This window comes from Halomonas sp. IOP_14 (assembly GCF_021021315.1).
Classification (GTDB): Bacteria; Pseudomonadota; Gammaproteobacteria; order Pseudomonadales; family Halomonadaceae; genus Vreelandella; species Vreelandella titanicae.
This window is the reverse complement of the sequence record NZ_JAINWD010000007.1, coordinates 43898-62955: the sequence shown is the minus strand read 5'-3', so window position 1 is coordinate 62955 and position 19058 is coordinate 43898. Positions and strand designations below refer to the sequence as shown.

At 53.2% G+C, this 19058-nt stretch carries 19 protein-coding genes; 6 read left to right on the top strand and 13 right to left on the bottom strand.

Translation table 11 applies throughout. The features are described from left to right. Positions 1-36: 36 nt before the first annotated feature. From K7H09_RS07350 to hglS, 3 genes are read left to right on the top strand one after another with little or no spacing between them, the layout of a single operon-like run. Positions 37-543, top strand: a complete 507-nt coding sequence (locus tag K7H09_RS07350; protein ID WP_230804255.1) for a tripartite tricarboxylate transporter TctB family protein — start codon at positions 37-39, stop codon at positions 541-543. A gap of 27 nt (positions 544-570) precedes the next feature. Further along, on the top strand, positions 571-2067 hold the full coding sequence (locus K7H09_RS07345; protein WP_022521135.1) for a tripartite tricarboxylate transporter permease: 1497 nt from the start codon (positions 571-573) through the stop codon (positions 2065-2067). A gap of 47 nt (positions 2068-2114) precedes the next feature. Then, complete coding sequence (hglS, locus tag K7H09_RS07340; RefSeq protein WP_144810011.1) at positions 2115-3476, top strand: 2-oxoadipate dioxygenase/decarboxylase HglS; 1362 nt, start codon at positions 2115-2117, stop codon at positions 3474-3476. 41 nt (positions 3477-3517) lie between these two features. On the opposite strand, the gene K7H09_RS07335 is transcribed toward hglS, so the two are convergent. The 7 genes from K7H09_RS07335 to K7H09_RS07305 form a co-directional block, all read right to left on the bottom strand. After that, on the bottom strand, positions 3518-4261 hold the full coding sequence (locus K7H09_RS07335) for an SDR family NAD(P)-dependent oxidoreductase (RefSeq protein ID WP_051912793.1): 744 nt from the start codon (positions 4259-4261) through the stop codon (positions 3518-3520). 51 nt (positions 4262-4312) lie between these two features. Further along, positions 4313-5263, bottom strand: a complete 951-nt coding sequence (locus tag K7H09_RS07330) for an AEC family transporter (RefSeq protein ID WP_230804253.1) — start codon at positions 5261-5263, stop codon at positions 4313-4315. A gap of 201 nt (positions 5264-5464) precedes the next feature. After that, positions 5465-5938, bottom strand: a complete 474-nt coding sequence (locus K7H09_RS07325) for a hypothetical protein (RefSeq protein WP_161463598.1) — start codon at positions 5936-5938, stop codon at positions 5465-5467. 148 nt (positions 5939-6086) lie between these two features. Further along, positions 6087-6806 (bottom strand): GntR family transcriptional regulator, encoded by a 720-nt coding sequence (locus K7H09_RS07320; protein ID WP_161463597.1) that lies wholly within the window; start codon positions 6804-6806, stop codon positions 6087-6089. After that, positions 6806-8317 (bottom strand): tripartite tricarboxylate transporter permease, encoded by a 1512-nt coding sequence (locus tag K7H09_RS07315; RefSeq protein WP_230804251.1) that lies wholly within the window; start codon positions 8315-8317, stop codon positions 6806-6808. Before K7H09_RS07315 ends, K7H09_RS07320 begins: the two co-directional genes overlap by 1 nt. Before the next feature lie 12 nt (positions 8318-8329). Then, positions 8330-8791 (bottom strand): tripartite tricarboxylate transporter TctB family protein, encoded by a 462-nt coding sequence (locus tag K7H09_RS07310; RefSeq protein ID WP_230804249.1) that lies wholly within the window; start codon positions 8789-8791, stop codon positions 8330-8332. Between the two features lie 55 nt (positions 8792-8846). After that, positions 8847-9833, bottom strand: coding sequence for a Bug family tripartite tricarboxylate transporter substrate binding protein (locus K7H09_RS07305; RefSeq protein ID WP_230804246.1), 987 nt, complete (start codon positions 9831-9833; stop codon positions 8847-8849). Positions 9834-10333: 500 nt separating this feature from the next. Here K7H09_RS07305 and K7H09_RS07300 point away from each other — a divergent pair, with 500 nt between their 5' ends. Genes K7H09_RS07300 through K7H09_RS07290 form a run of 3 tightly spaced genes read left to right on the top strand, consistent with a single transcriptional unit; the run spans position 10334 to position 12412 of the window. Continuing rightward, the gene (locus tag K7H09_RS07300; protein WP_230804244.1) at positions 10334-10498 is read left to right on the top strand and encodes a hypothetical protein; all 165 of its coding nucleotides are present in this window, start codon (positions 10334-10336) and stop codon (positions 10496-10498) included. Between the two features lie 46 nt (positions 10499-10544). Continuing rightward, positions 10545-11429, top strand: coding sequence for an isocitrate lyase/PEP mutase family protein (locus K7H09_RS07295; RefSeq protein WP_223828055.1), 885 nt, complete (start codon positions 10545-10547; stop codon positions 11427-11429). Beyond that, on the top strand, positions 11426-12412 hold the full coding sequence (locus K7H09_RS07290; protein WP_161463594.1) for a C-terminal binding protein: 987 nt from the start codon (positions 11426-11428) through the stop codon (positions 12410-12412). Before K7H09_RS07295 ends, K7H09_RS07290 begins: the two co-directional genes overlap by 4 nt. Here K7H09_RS07290 and K7H09_RS07285 read toward each other — a convergent pair. The 6 genes from K7H09_RS07285 to K7H09_RS07260 all read right to left on the bottom strand — a co-directional run bounded on the left by K7H09_RS07285 (position 12402) and on the right by K7H09_RS07260 (position 19040). Then, positions 12402-13115: a GntR family transcriptional regulator gene (locus K7H09_RS07285; protein WP_159177793.1), complete on the bottom strand. Its 714-nt coding sequence runs from the start codon at positions 13113-13115 to the stop codon at positions 12402-12404. The two genes, K7H09_RS07290 and K7H09_RS07285, sit on opposite strands and share 11 nt — an antisense overlap. Positions 13116-13313: 198 nt before the next feature. Next, entirely contained in the window at positions 13314-14189 is an 876-nt protein-coding gene (locus K7H09_RS07280; RefSeq protein ID WP_230804242.1) for a shikimate dehydrogenase family protein, read from the bottom strand. Then, on the bottom strand, positions 14186-16072 hold the full coding sequence (locus K7H09_RS07275; protein WP_230804240.1) for a bifunctional sugar phosphate isomerase/epimerase/4-hydroxyphenylpyruvate dioxygenase family protein: 1887 nt from the start codon (positions 16070-16072) through the stop codon (positions 14186-14188). Before K7H09_RS07275 ends, K7H09_RS07280 begins: the two co-directional genes overlap by 4 nt. A gap of 28 nt (positions 16073-16100) precedes the next feature. After that, complete coding sequence (locus K7H09_RS07270; protein ID WP_009286280.1) at positions 16101-17366, bottom strand: TRAP transporter large permease; 1266 nt, start codon at positions 17364-17366, stop codon at positions 16101-16103. Then, entirely contained in the window at positions 17363-17860 is a 498-nt protein-coding gene (locus K7H09_RS07265; RefSeq protein WP_230804238.1) for a TRAP transporter small permease, read from the bottom strand. Before K7H09_RS07265 ends, K7H09_RS07270 begins: the two co-directional genes overlap by 4 nt. A gap of 88 nt (positions 17861-17948) precedes the next feature. After that, positions 17949-19040 carry a DctP family TRAP transporter solute-binding subunit gene (locus K7H09_RS07260; RefSeq protein WP_022521153.1) on the bottom strand — a complete coding sequence of 364 codons (1092 nt, stop codon included), beginning with the start codon at positions 19038-19040 and terminating at the stop codon, positions 17949-17951. Between the last annotated feature and the right edge of the window lie 18 nt (positions 19041-19058).

The following is a 19058-nucleotide window of genomic DNA, read 5'->3' as shown; positions in this document are numbered from 1 at the left end:
GTCCTCGCCTCTCTTATTTGTTAGGAGAAGGCAGCGATGACGACATCGGATTCCCATCGCAGGGTGAGGATAAAGGACATCGGCGATGTGATAGCAGGCGTTGTCCTGCTGGGATTTGCCCTTGTGCTGGTCTTTTACCTGGTACCCAACTACATCAATGAGCCGCCCATTCTGCAAAACCCGATGATGTCGCCCCGCTGGCTGCCCACGATCGTGGGTTGGTTGATTTTGCTGTTTTCCATTCTGCTCATCCTCCAAGGCTTACTGGTAACAGGTGCTCGCGAGGAAGATGAGCGAGCGATTGAAAAGGGCTCGCCGCGGCGTTTCTTTATGATGGTCGTTGCGTTAGTGATCTACGTTGCCCTGTTTGAAACGATGGGCGCGGTGTTCTGTGGCATCCTTGCAACGCTCGTCTTGTTTGTGGCCCACCCTGTGCGCACATGGTGGGTGTATAGCTTGGCCTTCCTGTTTCCCATCGTCGTGACATTCTTATTTGTTGAAGTGATGAATGTACCGCTTCCGATAATGCCGTTTTGGCTCTGATTGACTGATTCTCGTACTGGGTGAGCTATGGAAAATTTTTCGGAAGTCATACACCTATTCTTTACCCTGGAGAACTTCCTGGCGATCGCCGTGGGGGTTGTCATCGGTGTGGTGGTGGGTTCGATCCCAGGATTAACCGCGACAATGGCGGTGGCATTAGCGCTACCCTTCACCTTCTCAATGCAGCCGATTGCCGCCATCTTGCTGCTGGTGGGGATTTACAAAGGGGGGATGTACGGTGGTTCGATTACGGCGATCTTGATACGCACGCCAGGCTCTCCTGCTTCTGCCTGTACGCTGCTTGACGGCTATCCCATGGCCCAGCAGGGGCATGCGAAGAAAGCCCTCAAGGCGGCGCTATACTCTTCGGTTATCGCCGATTTTATCTCCAACATCGCGCTTATCTTCTTTGCCGCTTATCTGGCTAAGATCGCGCTTAATTTCGGCGCCCCAGAATTTTTCTGGCTGATCTGCTTCTCGCTGACCATTATTATTTCCTTGGCCAGTGGCTCGATGATTAAGGGCTTAATGGCGGCTTTGCTGGGCATTCTGCTTTCCATGGTAGGGCTTGACGATGTCTTTGGCTCTCAGCGGTTGACCTTTGGCAGCTACAACTTAATGGATAGCATCTCCTTTATTCCTTTGTTGATTGGCCTGTTCGCCATACCGGAGATTATTGAGTTTTATCGCAAAAAAGCGGTGCCGCATATTAAGGCTAAGGCCAGTGGTGCTGGCTTGGCGTTTTCCGAACTGAAGCGCTGCATGTCGAGCATCGTACGGGGCAGTTTAATTGGGGTCATCATCGGCGCGATACCGGGTACTGGCGCCACCGCGGCGGCGTTTATTTCTTACAGTGATGCGCGTAGGCGCTCGCCTAATAAGGCTAATTTCGGTAAAGGTGAAGTCGAGGGTGTTGCGGCCGCGGAGGCGGGCAATAATGGCGTCGCGGGCGCTACCATGATCCCTCTGCTCTCGTTAGGTATTCCTGGTGATGTGATTACCGCGATTATCCTCGGCGCCTTTATGGTGCATGGTTTGACGCCTGGCCCGCTGATGTTCCAAGAGAACCTATCGCTGATTTATGCGCTGTTTATGGGCATCATGCTCAGCTCCGTTATTTTGCTGGTGGTGGGTAATGTGGCAATTAAGTACTTCTCATTAATTGCTGATATTCCAAAGCCGATTCTGTTTCCCATCGTCCTGATGTTTTGCGTATACGGCGCCTATGCGGTCAATAACGATACCTTCGATGTTGGGTTGATGTTGGCCTTCGGTGTGCTGGGATATATCTTCAATCGGGCGGCGATACCAGCAGCTCCTTTTCTGATCGGTTTTATCCTGGGTCCGATGTTTGAAGATAACCTGCGCCGCTCCCTTTTAATCGGCTCCAATGACCTATCAATTTTTGTACGTGGCCCGATTACTTGGTTCTTTATCGCCCTGACAGTGGGCTCGATTGGCTTGGCGTTTTATCGCTTTTGGGAGGCGCGCAGGAAGCGCCCTATAACGTCTAAGACCTCCTAAACCGCTAAGGCTTTACAAACATTTGAATGTGACAAGAGAACAAGTCAATGAGTGACCACTTTTATAGTGCCGATCGTATCCGCGACCGTTTTTCCCAAGCGATGTCCGATATGTATCAGCAAGAGGTACCCCAGTACGGCACGCTGCTCTCGCTGGTGGCGGACGTTAATCGAGAGGTCATTGAGCGCGATGTCAGGCTAGCGGACACGCTCACTGCAAACGGTGAGATGGAGCGGTTGCACGTTGAGCGACACGGCGCTATCCGGGTGGGCAGCCCCGAAGAATTGGCGCTGTTGCGCCGCATGTTTGCCGTTATGGGCATGTTTCCGGTGGGTTACTATGACCTTTCAGTCGCTGGCGTGCCTGTTCATGCAACGGCGTTTCGTCCCATTGACGATGAAGCGCTGAAGTTAAACCCTTTCCGTTTGTTCACGTCGTTACTCCGGCTTGAGCTCATTGCGGATGCCGAGCTGCGCGATCGGGCGGCGGCGATTATAGCGTCGCGAGAGATCGTCACCCCGCAGGCCGTCGCCCTGATCGAACGCTTTGAGGCTCAGGGTGGGCTCAACGAAGCCGAGGCCGAAACCTTTGTGGTTGAGGCGCTGGAAACCTTCCGCTGGCACCGCGATGCCACTGTCGATTTAGCGACCTATCAAGCGCTACACCAAGAGCATCGCCTGATCGCGGATGTGGTCTGCTTCCGCGGGCCGCATATCAACCACTTGACCCCGCGTACCCTGGACATAGACGCGGTGCAGCAGCGCATGCCGACAAAAGGTATTACCCCGAAGGCGATTATTGAAGGGCCGCCTAGGCGCCACTGCCCAATTCTATTACGGCAAACCAGTTTTAAAGCACTGGAGGAGTCCATTTACTTTGCGGATGAGGCAGAAGGCCAGCATACGGCGCGCTTTGGTGAAATCGAGCAGCGCGGGGTTGCCTTGACCCGTAAAGGGCGGATGCTTTACGACCAGTTGCTGGCTGCTTCACGTCAGGGCGAACCAGCCGTTTCTAATGCTGACCATCAAGCTCATTTAGCCCAAGCGTTTGCTGAGTTTCCTGATGATCAAGACGCGCTGCGCCGCCAAGAGCTGGCATTTTTCCATTACCGTGCAGTGCCGGGGGCTACCACGGCAGAGGACGCCACTAGCGATAACATCGAACGGCTTTTAGCAACGGGTGCGCTGGTGGCAACGCCCATGATCTACGAAGATTTTCTGCCGGTGAGTGCGGCGGGCATCTTCCAGTCTAACCTGGGCGATGGGACGCGCGATGAGTACAGCAGCCACTCCAGCCAGCAGACGTTTGAGCAGGCCCTGGGCACCGCCGTGACGGATGAAATTGCGCTGTATGAGCGTCGCCAAGCCAACTCGCTGGCCCAGGCACTTGCCGAGCTGGGCGGCGCATAAGGGGGAGTATTCCTGCGCTGAGCGCGCAGCCCTTGGTTGGCCTATCCGACCGTAACACCGCCGCAAACAAACAGCGTTTGGCCGGTCATAAAGCCGCTTCGGTCGTCGCAAAAGAAGCTGACGGCCTGGGCTACGTCTTCGGGCTGGCCCATACGCTTTAACGGAATATTATCGATGATGCGACGGGCGCGCTCAGAATCGGGAGGATTATTCTCCCAAAAGGCACTGGTAGCGATGGGCCCTGGGGCAACGCAGTTAACCGTAATGCCGTGTTCCGCCAGCTCCAACGCCCAGGTTCTCGCCATAGACTGCAGCGCTCCTTTCGTGGCGCTGTAAATGGTGCGCGCCTCTTTGCCGAGCACCACGCGGCTGGCATTGATGACGATGCGCCCCATACCGGCTGCTTTCATGGAAGGCAGCAGTGCCTGTGTGCATATCAGCGCCGAGCGGACGTTCAGGTGCATTAATGTGTCGAAGTCTTCAAGCCGCGTCTCTTCAAGCAGCGCGGGGGCGACAATGCCTACGTTATTGATCAACCGGGTCACCGTATGGCGCTCGGCTATTTTCGCCATCACCCGGCGAGAGGCATCGGCATCGGCAAGGTCGACCAGGACGGCATCAGCTTGCAAAGACGCTGCTTCCGGCTCAACAATATCCACCACGATAACCTGGTAACCCTCTTGCTGGAGACGCAGTGCAATGGCTTGGCCGATGTTTCTAGCCCCGCCGGTCACCACGGCGCAGTGATGCTGAGATGTTCTGCTTTGATCAGAGTGTGGATGCATTTTTGTTATCCTTGGCGGTCATCAATCTTTGTTTTTGTATAAACCCAAACGTTAAAACGTCATCAGTCCCGACATCGTCATCAACCAAATTATTAGGCTAAGCGTAAAGAAGGAGGCGATAGTCGCCACCAGCAGAGCCGCCGCGCTCACCCCGGCTAAGTCATAGCGCTGGCCGAGTAGGGGGTAAATGCTGATCAACGGTGCGGCAGCAAACAGCAGCGCACCGGCCATATAAAGTGGGTCGATACCTGGGACAAGATAAAAGGCGATGAATATAGCCAGCGGGTGAAAGAGGAGTTTGCCGGCCACTATTTGGCCAACGTCCCTGGCCATTCCTTTCACCTGCAGGCCAAACAGCGCCCCGCCAATGACGAAAAGCGCCGCAGGGCCAGCTGCGTCGGCTAGCATATCAATGGCTTTAAACAGCGGGCCAGGTATCTGTACGTGGGATACCGCGAGACTAATGCCGACCAGTAAACCAATCAGCACCGGATTTTTGATTAGGCTAAGCGCTGTGTGTTTGACCGTTTTCCATACGCTGGAACCTTGATGGCTGCCCATTTCGGCCAGAATCAGCGCCATAGGAATAATAATCAGCGTTTCAATGATCATATTGAGCGCCAACAGCACTGCCGCAGGTGAACCGATCACCATGACTGCCACGGGATAGCCGACAAAGCCGCTATTAGCTGCTGCCATACCGAGTGCCTGCATAGCACTGGCGCTAAGTGGTTGGCGCTGTAGTTTTAAGCAGAGCAGTAACCCCGACCCGAAAACAGCGATAGAGCCCAGGCCGTAAGCAACCAGATAGTTGAGCTTGAAAATATCTCCCAGAGGCTGCTGGGTTAACGCTCGAATCACGAGCGCGGGCAGTGCGCAGTAGAGCACAAAGACGCCCACCCCCTGCATCTGCTCGCGCTGGATAATGCCGCTCCATCTCGCTATATAGCCTAAGCCAATTAGTAGGAATATGGGCGTGGTAATCCCAAGTATAGCGAGCATGGCGGCCCCTTAGCGCATGAAGGCAAATGGTTAAGTTCGAATAACGAATAATTGTACGCTATTTCTCTTGCGCTTCATGGCATGGAGTGAACAGAAGGCGTGACAAGTTGCTCGATATAATGCGTACGCAGCGGTGTCACATGCGGATCGATCTGTTCAGAGGCGATGCAATCGGTGTTTTCAGCCCGCAGACGGTCAGGGTCAAACAGCAGCATCTTGAGCGCTGCCGTTAATTTCAGCTTCCAAGCGCTGCTGCTCGGTGACGCGCACAAAAGCATTCGGCGCGTCCAGCCCTTGGTAACCTTCACGCTGCACCAGCTCGAAGAAGAACGCTTGTCGGCCGGGCTGGGTATACAACTGATGGAAGTCACCGTCGCTGTCCTGATCAAAGAGGATGTGGTGCGCTTGCATCCATTGCAGGGTTTGCGCCGATAGGTCGAAGCGCGCGGCCAGGTCGCGGTAGTAATTCCCGGGAATCGGCAGTACCGGCGTGCCCGCCTGCTGCAGCGCTGCGCTGATGTCGCGCATGGCGTTGGTGTGCAGGGCGACATGATGAATCCCCGAGCCGCCGTATTGGCGCACAAAGCGGTTGCTGGCGGTATCCGGCGAGGCGCTGGCGTCCCCCTTCTCTTCCAGCGAGCCGCTTAGGCAAACCGTGGCAATGGATGAGTACATGGCATCACGCTCCTTACATTGAGTAACATCAGTAACCCGCCAGGCGCGGCAGAAAAGTGACCAGCGCTGGTATGAAAGTAATCAGCAGCAGAATCAACACTGCATTTCTAGAATATTTTCGCGTAAAAAGTTCTTGGGTACAGTCTCTCTACTTGTTTTCCTGAAGCATTAACCCCTTAAACTTTGGTTTTTTATTGCTGTTTTGGATAGCCAGCGCTTTCAGATAAACATTTTGCGTGCGCATTATGTGTTCATGGAGTGTTTCTTCAAATGCAGATATTTTGTTTTCTTTCAAGTGGTTAATCATTGTTATATGTTCTCTAAAGCTTATTGCTCTTAGTTCACTTTGAGGAGAAGTGATAGAGACTCGTAAAGCAGCAATGCGACTATTAACTAAGTTGAATGCGTTGCTCAAGTATTTATTGTCACAGTATTCAAAAAAAGTTTGGTGATATGAGTTGTCTAGCTTTGAATATTCGAAAGCGTTGTTACTCTCCATTGCAACGTGCATTTTTTGAGCAATATGTACTAGCGATTTTACTAGTTTTATTGGTTTTTTATAAAAGCTACGTTTTGCCGCTTGTAGCTCTACCATAAACCGGAAATCACAAATGTCTACTACATCTGAATTGTTTGGCTTAAACACAAAGCTGCCACGCTTAGGTTTTACGATAACAAGACCAACTGTTTGAAGTCTTGCTAGAGCGTCTCTAATGGGGGTTCTGCTTACACCTAACTTGAGAGAAAGCGCTTCTTCAGAGATCTTTTCACCAAGGGCAAAATCACCATTTATAATAGCTAACTGAAGCCTCTCAGTAACTATGTCAGTCAATGATTGAACGGCTCCAATATGGAGTTTTTGACTCATTATAAGTACCCACTGCGTTGAGTGTTTTGGTACTTTCGGAGAAGGCCTAGTAATAAAGGCATAAACCATATGCAAAGTGTAATAATACCAAGCGTTGCAGCTATCGGGCGTGAGAAAAACTCAAGAAAATTGCCGTCACTTTTTATGAGAGATGTAATTAAATTGCTTTCAAGCATTGGCCCCATAACTATTCCCAAAATAGCAGGAGCTACAGGCAAACCATTCTCTTCCATAAAGTAGGCTAGCAGTCCCAATAACAGCATAATCACAATGCCCGTGTATGTGTTGTCGATAGCATAAGAGCCAGCTATGGCAAAGATTAAAATGAAAGGAATTAAAATTGATTTTTTTACCTGTAAAAGATGGCGTGAAATTAATATGGCAACCAATCCAAGAGGGATTATTAATAAGTTGGCAACTAAGAAAGTGATAAAGATAGCAGTTACTTCTACACCTTTAGTAATGAACACCAAGGGCCCAGGGTTTAGTCCCTTGGCATAGAGAACGCCGATGACAATCGCTGTAATTGAATCTCCAGGAATGCCAAATACCATCGCGGGAACATAAGCACCAGAAAGTGAAGAATTGTTAGCAGAGCAAGCGTCGACTAATCCTTCATCATGGCCTGAGCCGTATTTTTCGGGATACCGAGACATTTTTTTGGAGACAGCGTATGAAATCCAGCTTCCAATATCTGAACCAGCACCAGGCAAAATTCCTACTGCGTTGCCTATCGCAGAGCCACGCACCATATTAATCTTATACTTATATAAGGTCTTGCCTAGCCCTGAGAATAGAGAGCGAACACTGACATGTACAGGTGCTTCTTCGCTTGAGTCTTTATAAACGATTGTGCGAATAATTTCGGGAATAGCAAACATGCCAATTAATGCAGGAATAAAGGCAACTCCTGAAAGTATCGCATCTATTCCAAAGACAAAGCGAGGGTGTCCAGCGGTTGAGTCGAGGCCAATGGTTGCAATAAAAAGCCCTATGCCCAGTGAAAGCAAGCTTTTAAGTATTGAACCACTACCTAACATCACCGCCGCCGTCAACCCGAGTAGTGCCAGCCAAAAGTACTCTGTGGAAGTGAAGTTTAATGATACTAAGGCAAGCTTCGGTGCAGTAAACATTAGAACCAATGAACCAAAGATACCACCAAAAGCAGCACAAAAAACCGATATACCAAGAGCATGACCTACTTTACCTTTAACTGCGAGGCCATTCATATCATTAACATACGCAGCCGATGCAGCTGTGCCAGGAATTCTCAGTAAGGCGGTAGGAATGTCAGAAGCAAAAATCGCCATAGCAGCTGTTGTTACGATAGCGGCGATGGCAGGCACTGGATCCATAAAAAAAGTAATGGGCACCAATATCGCGGTCGCCATTGTGGCTGAAAGGCCAGGGATAGCGCCAACAAACAGGCCAAATAACGCACTAGCAAAAATAATGCTTAGTGTCGTGTAATTAAATACTAAGGGAAGGGCGCTCGCAATATTATCAATCATTTTGAATATTCCCTAAATAAAAGATCCTGATGGAAGCGGGACACGTAGCTGATGCGATAGCAAATAATAAATCAGCATCACAAAGGTCGCAGCAATCCCAAGTATGAATGGCTTACGGTGCCCTTCTAACCATAGTAATGCGGTGACCAGTAAAATTCCCCCTAATACAAAGCCAACTGTTTCAATCCAAAGAGCGAATAACATGCCGCCCACAATTACGACTGAGAAACTTAGTATTCGTGCTTTTTTTAACCATCCTTCATTTACTGCTATGAAAGGTGTTTTTTTCCTTGATTTGAAATATTGGATAGCTATTAAAATACCTCCAAGAAGAAAGCCGCTACCAATTAAAGTCGGGAAAGTAGAGGGGCCTACCATTTGGCCAGGCATCTCAGGAAACGTGTTAGCATGAGAAATAATTAACAGGCCAGCAATAATAAATACTGCTCCCAGTATTACATCATTGAATTTCATACTTTTATTATCCAAAATTAAAAAGGGTACATTAAATTTAATGTACCCTTCCGTATTATTTTACAATGCCCAAAGATTCTAATGTTTGGCCTATGTTTTGGTCAGAGGTTTCCATAAATTCTACGAAGTCATCACCTTCCAGCCATAAGGTTTCATAGCCCCGATTTTCCATAAACTCTAAATAAGTAGGATCGCTCACCACAGCGCTCATACTCTCTTGTAGTGTTTCAATGATCGCCTCATCAACCCCGGCTGGTGCCACCAAACCGCGCCAAGAACCAAAAGACCAATCCTGACCAGTGGCTTCTTCAAACGTAGGCAGTTCTGGTGATGCCGGGGATCTGTCTGTATTAAGTAACACGAGCGGTTTAATGAGCCCAGCGTCCATCAGTGCACGTGCCTCAGGCATTGAAGCGGCGGCAAAGTCAATTCCTCCTGCTGCAAGGTCTTGGAGACCAGGCGCAGCTCCCTCAGACGGAACCCAGGCAACCTTATCGGCAGGTATATCCGAAGCCAGAAGCATCCCGGCAGTTGCAATATGATTTACGCCCCCTTGCGCCGATCCACTGGCTTTCAGTTCACGATGGCTGGATGAGCGGATATCGCTTAATAAGTCTTCGATATTTTCATAGTTACTTCTAGATGATACAAAAATGGCAGCAGGGTCAGCGTTATAAAGCCCAATAGGTGAAAAATCTTTATAACTGAGTTCTGTCAGGCCTTGATAATGCATGCCGCCGATTTCTAACGTGGCGACCCCGATGGTATAGCCATCTGCTTCAGCATTGGCAATAGCTGAGTGGCCCACAACGCCAGAGCCACCTGTGCGGTTAATGACGGGAACAGGTACGCCAAGATTTTCTTTTAGCAATACGGCAATCATGCGTGCCGTCGCATCCGTACCACCGCCAGCTCCCCAAGGAACAATAAGATTGATGGGTTTATCCGGCCAACTGTCGGCTTGCAGTGGTGATGATACAAGAACCATCAACGAGGCAAAACTGAGTACTTTGCATAGGCGGCTTTTCTTTAAATGAGTCATCACATGCTCTCACATTGTTATGGATATCTTGTTGTATGTAACACGCAACACTTCAGTTCAAAAGGCGAGGCGCGTCAAGCTTTAATGGAGCTCTTTGTCTTAGCCAAAAGTATTAAATAAATACAAGCAGCTGTTTTTATTGATTAATTTTTCATGTCCTGTTTGTGAACACTGATAGTTTTAGCAGAAATATATTGAGCTTTACGTGCAGCAAAACGCTATTTCCTCGCCAATAGCGAGCCTCCATATTCCCTGTCGAGGCGAATAAGCGTAAGTAGTCAGCTTTTATATCGCTCGCCTAATTTTTTTCAGCGCTTTAGTAAAACTTTTCCTTGACGGTATCTGCCTCGGTTGTTGTATGTTGTATGTAACACTCTACATAAACAAGATGGCGGTGTGCTTACGGCACCTGTTTTCGGATTTGGAGGAGCTATTGCCGCAATGCATCGCAATATGCATATCGGTTTCGAGCTGGCGCACCACCGTCGTTACGACGAGCGATGCTGGCATTGGTCAATGGACTGGTTGTGGTGGTCTGCGCGCTATTCATGACGGGGGTGATACAGCAATTCAGTATCGAAGTTGCCGCTGCCGCTGAATGGCTGCTACTGGACGCCCCTTATGCCACTGGCGAGGTGCTGCGCATTGCCGGAGGGCGACGCTAACACTGGCATGCTTACACAGAAAATCTTTACGAAAAAAGGTATCCCAATGACGGAAAGAACACCGATCACTCAGGCATCATTGCTTAAATCAATGATTGCCAGGGGCGATATTATCGCTGCTCCTGGCGCCCCCGACTCTCTATCGGCGCGCTTGGTCGAGCGAGCAGGCTTCCCCGCTATCTATATGACGGGCTTTGGTGCCACTGCCAGTCGTTTGGGGATGCCCGATATTGGGCTTTTATCCCAGACTGAGATGACCGAGCACGCCCGTAATATGGTGCGCGCTGTCAATATCCCCATCATCGCCGATGCCGATACCGGCTATGGCGGGCCAAACAACATTTACCGCACCGTGCAGGAATACCTGCAAGCCGGGGTCGCCGCGATCCATTTGGAGGATCAAGAGGCGCCTAAACGCTGTGGCCAGCGAGCGGGTGTACGCTTGATCGATGCCGATGCCAATGTACGACGTTTAAAAGGCGCCATCGCCGCACGTGGTAGCCAAGATATGCTGATCATTGGTCGCACTGATGCGATGCCTGCCGCAGGGCCCGAGGAAGCGATTCGCCGGGCGAAAATGTATCAGGATGCTGGTGTCGACCTGGTGTTTGTCGATGGCATTAAAACCATCGCCGAAATTGAGGCCGTCGCTAAATCTGTCGAAGGGCCTAAGGTCGTGTCGATCGTGGATGGCAACGAAACGGTCAAGCTGAACCAGGCGGCACTGCAGGAAATGGGGTTCTCGGTCGTTTTTTATGCCGTCACCCTACTGTTTACCGCGAGCAAGGCCATGGAGAACGCGTTGGTCCGCCTGCGCGAGGACGGTACTCCAGCGAATGTCGGTGATCAGCATAACTACAGCCAGTTCACCGACATCGTAAACCAGGACTTCTTCAATGCCTTTGATGACCAGTATGGAGCGCGTTCATGAACCCCAAGATTGTCGTTACCGATTTTGAATTTCCCGATTTAGCGCCTGAGCGAGCGGTCATTGAAGCGGCTGGTTTTCAGTTAATCGAAGCTCAGTGCAAGACAGAAGCCGAGGCCATCGCTGCCTGCGCCGATGCGGATGCCATTATTAATCAGTATTGCCAACTGACAGCAGGGGTAATCGATAAACTAGAGCGTTGTCAGGTTATCTCTCGTTACGGTATTGGGCTGAACACTATTGATGTGTCGCGTGCCACCGAATCTGGCATCTATGTTGCCAATGTGCCAGACGGCTCATTGGAAGAGGTATCGGATCATGCGATTGCACTCATGATGGCGCTGAAACGAGGCATTGGCACCTATGATCGAGCCTTAAGAGCAGGTACATGGGACTACACCGTTGCCAAGCCACTATCGCGGTTACGTGGGCAAACATTGGGCTTTCTTAGCTTCGGTCAAATTGCTCAGCGTATGGCACACAAGATGTCGAATTTTGGTTTGCGTATTATTGCGCATGACCCATACGCCGATGTAGCTGTTGCGAAGGCCGCAGGTGTTGAGCTGGTGACTTACGACAAGTTAATCGCCGAATCCGATATCTTGTCAGTACATGTTCCGCTGACCGATGAAACCCGGCACATGATTTCGGATGAACAGTTTGCGGCGATGAAGCCCACGGCGCTAATGCTTAACACCGCCCGCGGCCCAGTGGTTGACGAGGATGCGCTGGTACGTGCACTGAAAGGTGGCCAAATTGCAGGCGCAGGGCTCGATGTGTTTGAAGCCGAACCGATTGGCGCTGATCACCCGCTATTATCGCTGCCCAATGTTATTACTAGCCCGCATTGCGCTTGGTATTCAGAAGGTAGCGAGTTCGAGATTCGCTCAAAGACTGCGCAGAACATCGTCGACGTATTGCAGGGACGTGAGCCGACTTATCTCGCTAATCCGTCCGTCCGCGATATCCTTCGCGTTAAAGCCTGACGGTGGATCGAGCCGGTGCAGAGGCATCATGATCCGTTTCGGATAAGCGTTCGACGGCAACGAGTTGAGTGCGGTGAACATGCGTTTTCAGCACTCTCTCAAACCTAGCCATGTCCTGTTGTTTTAGAGCATCGATGATGTCGCCATGTTCAGTATAGCTGGCCTCGCGGCGCTCTTCCCTGGCCGCTGTCAGTACGGTTCGGATTGTCGCTAGTCGTGCTTCGACCAGCATATAGGCGTCCTGTACCAATGCGTTGGAACAGTGTTGGAAGAATGCTTTGTGAAAGGCGGTATCCAGTGCGGCATAGCGCCGGGTGTCACCGCTTTTATGAGCGCTGGCCATTTCATCGAACAGCCCTTGAAGAGTTTGAATCAATGTCTCACCTCCGCCTCGCATGGCGAGGGTGCAGGCTTCACGCTCTAGCATTTCACGGTATTCGCACAGCTGACCTATGTCGACGATCGTAGGATTGAAGACAAAACTACCTCGCTTGGGACGGATTTCAACCAAGCCTGTAAATTGCAGTGCGTTTAGCGCATCGCGTACCGGCGAGCGGCTGACACCAAACGTTTCGGCGAGCGACTCTTCTGAGATTTTCTCACCCAAGGTGAACTCACCAGACACAATAGCATCACGAATCCGCTCCATAACAAGTGTTGCCAGGGACTGGGGGCGCTGGATCTTAAGAGGTTTGGGAGCCATAGGTATTCCGCACAGTGAGTGGTGACTGCATCTAGTATGTAAAGTACCACACACCGTAAATCTAAATATAGTTGTGTCGTTTTGTTTCAACTTGGGAGAATTTGATATGGACACCACGGATAACGCGTTCAATACAGAGTTAAAGGGTACGGTTGCCATCATTACAGGAGCAGGTGGTGGCATTGGCGAGGCCCTTGCTTATGAGTTAGAGCGCTGTGGTGCGACTAACTGCTCGATATAATGCGTACGCAGCGGTATTACATGCGGGTCGATCTGTTCAGAGGCGATGCAATCGGCGGTGAAGAAGCGAAACGCATCCACGCCCTGGAACACAAATAGATCAACACCCGACAGTGTTTTGGCGCCCGCCTGATGGGCGGCGTTTAACAGCTCGGTGTGGGCGGGGATGTAAACCGCATCGAAGACCCAATGCTGGGCACCCAGCCCGGCGGTATCGATGGGGCAGCCGGGGTGATTGATATGGCCAATAGGTGAGCAGTTAACCACGCCCCGCCAATGAGGCAGTTCCTGCTGAGCCTGCTCTGGCGTGATGCACGTCGCCTTAATACCCATCGCGTTAAGATCACGGCTGAGGTTCTCAGCCCGGGTGCTGTCATGTTCAAGAATGTGTATGCAACTAACAGAAAGCTCCCCCAGCGCACACGCCACCGCACGGCCCACGCCACCGGCGCCGATCAGTAGAACCTCACCAGCGGGCTGGCTACCGAATGAGTGGCGGTAGGCGCTGATAAAACCGGTGTAATCGGTGTTTTCAGCGCGCAGCCCCTCAGCGTCAAACAGTAGAGTGTTGGCGGTGCCTACCCGCCGTACGCCTTCACCGCGGATATCGGCGAGCTGTGCGGCTTTTTCCTTGAAGGGGAACGTAACGTTGGTGCCCCGGTACCCCTCGTCACGCAGCCTTCGTATCGCGCTGGAAAAATCAAAATCCGTCGCTCCCCGGCTATCGACTAAATCGTAGCGTACCGGCTCGCCCAACGACGCACCCAGGCGCTCGTGCAAATCGGGAGATTGCGATTTAGCAATGCCTTCGCCTACCAGTCCAAGTTTGATCATGTTTGGCTCTCTCCCGAGTCGTGGTTTGGCGTTTCTTGGGCAATACCATCAATTTCCGCTTCCAAGCGCTGCTGCGCGGTGACGCGCACAAAAGCATTCGGCGCACCCAGCCCTTGGTACCCTTCACGCTGCACCAGCTCACAGAAGAACGCCTGACGGCCGGGTTGGGTATACAGCTGATGGAAGTCACCGTCGCTGTCCTGATCAAAGAGGATGTGGTGCTCTTGCATCCATTGCAGGGTTTGCGCTGGCAGGTCGAAGCGCGCGGCCAGGTCGCGGTAGTAATTCCCGGGGATTGGCAGTACCGGCGTGCCCGCCTGCTGCAGCGCAGCGCTGGTGTCGCGCATGGCGCTGGTGCGCAGGGCGACATGGTGAATCCCCGAGCCGCCGTATTGGCGCACAAAACGGTTGCTGGCGGTATCCGGCGAGGCACTGGCGTTAAGCGCCAGACGAAAGCGGCCGTTGTGGTTCTGCAGCACCTGGCTCTGGATCAGCCCGCGGGGATCGGTGACATCGAAGGAGGGCGTTGGCGCCAGCTGGAAAATAGCGCGGTACTGCAGCATCAGCGAGAGGTAGTCGTGGTAGGAGAGCGCCACGCTGATATGATCGATATCCACCAGCGCCCCCTGAGGAACCGGCTGCACATCGACAGGGAACTCGCGATCCCAGGTGCGGCTTAGCTGCGAGTCATCAATAATGTAGGAAAGGCTGCCATCCACATTGCGCAGTGCACTCATGCGGTGGCTGGCACCCACCTCTTCGGGCTCGACAATATCGTAGCCAAGCTTGTCCGCCCGCTTGAACGCTTCATAGGCGTTGCCTACGCGTAGGCCAATGGCAGTGATGGCGGTAGCGTCGCGCCCCGGCACACGGCCGGTGAAACTCGCGTCAGTGTTGAGCACCAGATTAACCTCGCCCGCAGCCCAGCGCTCGGCGTTAAGCGTGTGGTGGCGCCCCACGCAGGCCATACCCAACGCACTGAGCAGCTCGCGCAGCGGTGCTAAATCCGCAGGCTCAACGGCGATTTCCAGAAAGGCGACCGACTCGATCGGCTGTGGTGCGGGAATGCCACTGTCGCCCTGCATGCTGCGTAGCAAGTGATAGGAACGCAGGCCGTCCCGGGCAGTTTGGTCGCTGTGCCCCATGCGAAAGACATCGTTAAAGATCTCGTGGGAGAGCGGGCCGTCGTAACGGGTCTCATCCAACATGGCCATGAATTTATCCATCTGCAGCTCACCCTGGCCGGGGAAGCAGCGGTAGTGGCGGCTCCACGACAGGTGATCCATGGAGAGACGCGGCGCATCGGCGGTCTGAACCAGAAAGATGCGATCCCCCGGAATGCGACCGATGGTGCCCAGCTCCGTCTGGCGGGAGAAAATATGGAAGGTATCCAGTACCAGGCCGACATTGGGGTGGGCTGCGCGGCGCACCACTTCCCAGCTGTCGCGGTAGTCGTGAATATGGCGGCCCCAGGCCAGTGCTTCATAGGCCACTCGCAGGTTACGCCGCGCGGCACGCTCGCCGAGCTCATAGTAGTCATCGGCGGCGCGGCTTAGTCCCGGTAGTGAGTCGGGATGAACGGTGCTGCATGCCATAAGCAGATCCGTGCCGAGCTCCTCCATCAGGTCAAACTTGTGCTCGGCGCGGTCAAAGGCCCGCTCCCGTGCGCGGCCCTGGAGACCCTCAAAATCGCGGAACGGCTGAAGCGTCACCAGCTTAAGGCCGCGGGAGCGAATCAACTCACTCGCTTCCCGCGGCGTGCCGGTGAACGCCGTGAGGTCATTTTCAAACAGCTCAAGCCCCTCAAAGCCGGCTTGAGCAATGGCGTCTACCTTCTCTTCCAGTGATCCGCTTAGGCAAACCGTGGCAATGGATGAGTACATGGCATCACGCTCCTTACATTGAGTAATATCAGTAACCCGCCAGGCGCGGCAGGAAAGTGACCAGCGCTGGTACGAAGGTAATCAGCAACAGAATCAAAAACTGCACGCCCAGCATCGGCAGAATGCGGCGGATAATCGGCCCCATTCCCACGCCGGAGACGGAGTCGGCAACAAACAGGCAGAGCCCCATGGGCGGTGTGATCAGCCCCATCATCAGGTTGAAGATCACCACGATGCCGAAGTGCAGCGGGTCGATACCCAGCGCCATGGCGATGGGGTGAAGGATGGGTACCAGTACCAAAATGGCCGCGATGCCCTCCAAAAACAGCCCCACCACCAGTAGCAGGAGAATGACGGCAATCAGGAAAGTCCACTGGGTGTCGATGCTCATCAGCGCCCACTCGGTGAGCATGTTGGGCACGCGCTCGAAGGTTAATACCCAGTTGGCTGCGGCAACGGCCCCCATGATGACCATGATCACGGCGCTGTCGCGCATGGCCCGGGCGAAGATGCCAGGCAGATTCACCAGTTTGATATTGCGGTAGAGCACCACGCCCAGAATCAGCGCGTAGACCACGGCAAAGGCCGCCGCCTCGGTGGGCGTGACGATACCGGCAAGAATGGCACCGACCACAAACACCGGCATCAGCGCGGGCAGCAGGCCGTGGAGAAGGGCGTGGCGGCGCGACTGCTGTTTTGACTGGGTGGCGCCAAGGTCACCAGCAAAAAAGTAGACGTAGATGGAGAGCCCCAATGCCAGCAAAAAGCCCGGCACGATACCAGCCAAAAACAGTCCCGGTACCGACACACCCGACACCGTCAGTGCATAGATAATCACCGGAATACTGGGTGGAATAATCGGGCCAATGACCGAAGAGGCAGCGGTGAGCGCAGCGGCAAAATCCCGGGGGTAGCCCTCTTTTTCCATTGACGGTATAAACACCCGCCCTAACGCGGAGGTGTCGGCAATCGCCGAACCGGAAAGACCCGCAAAAATCACCGAGGCCCAGATATTGACGTGTGCCAGCCCCGCCTTTAGGCGGCCGACAATGGCGGTGGCCAGGTTAATAATTCGATGGGTGATACCCGCTTCGTTCATCAGCTCGCCGGCCAGAATAAACAGCGGGATCGCCAGCAGTGGGAAGGACTCCATACCGCCGAAAAACTGCTGCGAGACGATACGGATGTGGTAGGGCAAATCGCCGGTACTCATTAACACCGTCAATGAGCCGAGGATGGCAAAGGCAAACGGCACCCCGAGCAGTACGAGGGCTAAAAGTAGTATAAAAATCATGATGAAGCCTCCTCACCACGCTGATCACACAGACGCAGCGCGCCCATTACCAGTGCAGAGAGACAGAGCAGCGCGCCACCGATGAGCATGGAGGCTTGAAACAGCCACATTGGCATTCCTGTGCTCGACGAGGTGCGACCTCCGCGGGAGGCGAGGAATTCAACGGCTGACCACATCAAGCCAATGCCCACCACAAGCACTACTAGGTCAACGGCCACGGCCTGCCAGCGCACCCAGCGCGGCGGCAGTAGACGACGAATAAGGTCAAAGCCGATATGTTTGTCCTGCAAGTACGCCCAGGACATGCCAAACATTAGGCCGTAAATCATCAAATAGATGGCGGTATCTTCTCCCCAGGTAATGGAGCCGCCATAGGTGTAGCGCGCAAAGGCATTGCCCGCGACCAGCAGGAAAATAAGCACCATGGCAAGCCCTGCCAAGCTGCCATTGAACAGGATCAGGCCGCGGTGTAGCCGGGCGAGAAGATGAGACATAAGAGCACCTTCGATCGATAGTCAGGCACGCAGGGTCGCGAGTGGGCCACCTAAGGCCCACTCGCAACGCGCTTTGTTTAGGCAGGGGTTAGAAGCGCGCGGACGCCTCTTCCACAGCGGAAGAAAGGCGCTCAATCCACTCTGCGTCATCGCCAAGCTCTTCGGTCAGGTACGCCTGAACCGGCGGCTGGGCGGCTTCGCGGAAGGCCTCCATCTGCTCAGCGGTGGGCTGGGTGATCTCCATGCCCTCTGCTTCCAGTTTGGTGATCCCCTCAGCCGAGTTGAACTGCTGAATGGCACGGCCGGTGGTACCCGCAACCACGGCGGCACGCTTAACGGCAGCTTGCTCTTCCTCGCTTAGCGACTGAAAGATCTCATCGTTAATCAGCAGGTGATCGACGCCGTAAACGTGGCGATCCAGGGTCAAATAATCCTGAAACTCATAGAAATTATTGCCGTAGATCACGGAGATCGGGTTCTCCTGGCCATCGACTACGCCGGTAGCCAGCGCTGTGGGTACTTCACCCCAGGCAATACCCTGGGGCTCGCCACCCAAAGCGCTAACCATTTCCAGGTAGAGCGGAATGGTTTGAACGCGGAACTTCAGGCCTTCCATATCCTCAGGCGAGTTGATCGGGCGCACGGAGTTGGTGAAGTGGCGGAAGCCCGTTTCGCCGTAAGCCAGCGTGCGTAGGCCGGTTTCCTGCAAGCAGTGCTCGGCCAACGCTGTACCAAACTCGCCATCCATCACTTGCCACGCCACTGGCGCAGACGGGAAGGTGTACGGGATATCCGTGACAGCGACCGCCGGGCAGAAGTTGGCATAGGCGCCGGAGACCATCGCAATGCTGATAGTGCCATCCTGAGCGCCTTCAATCAGCTCGGTTTCGCCACCTAGTGCTCCGGCGGGGTAGAGCTCTACGGTGAGATCTGTTTCGGCTTCTATCAGATTTTTAAACACCTGACCCGCCGCGCCTTTTTTGGAGGTGGTCCAGTCATCGGGGTCGACGTGGGCAAAGCGTAGCGTTTGGGCAGAAGCATTCGCTGCGGCAACCAGCGTTGCCGTCGCGAGGGCCGCCGTCAGCGCGCGTTTCAAAGGCAGTTGCTTCAATGTAAACCTTGGGGCCATAAACTTGGGGTTGGTAAACATAGGGCTTGTAAACATAGGGGTCAGAGACATTGTTGTTGTCCTCTTGTC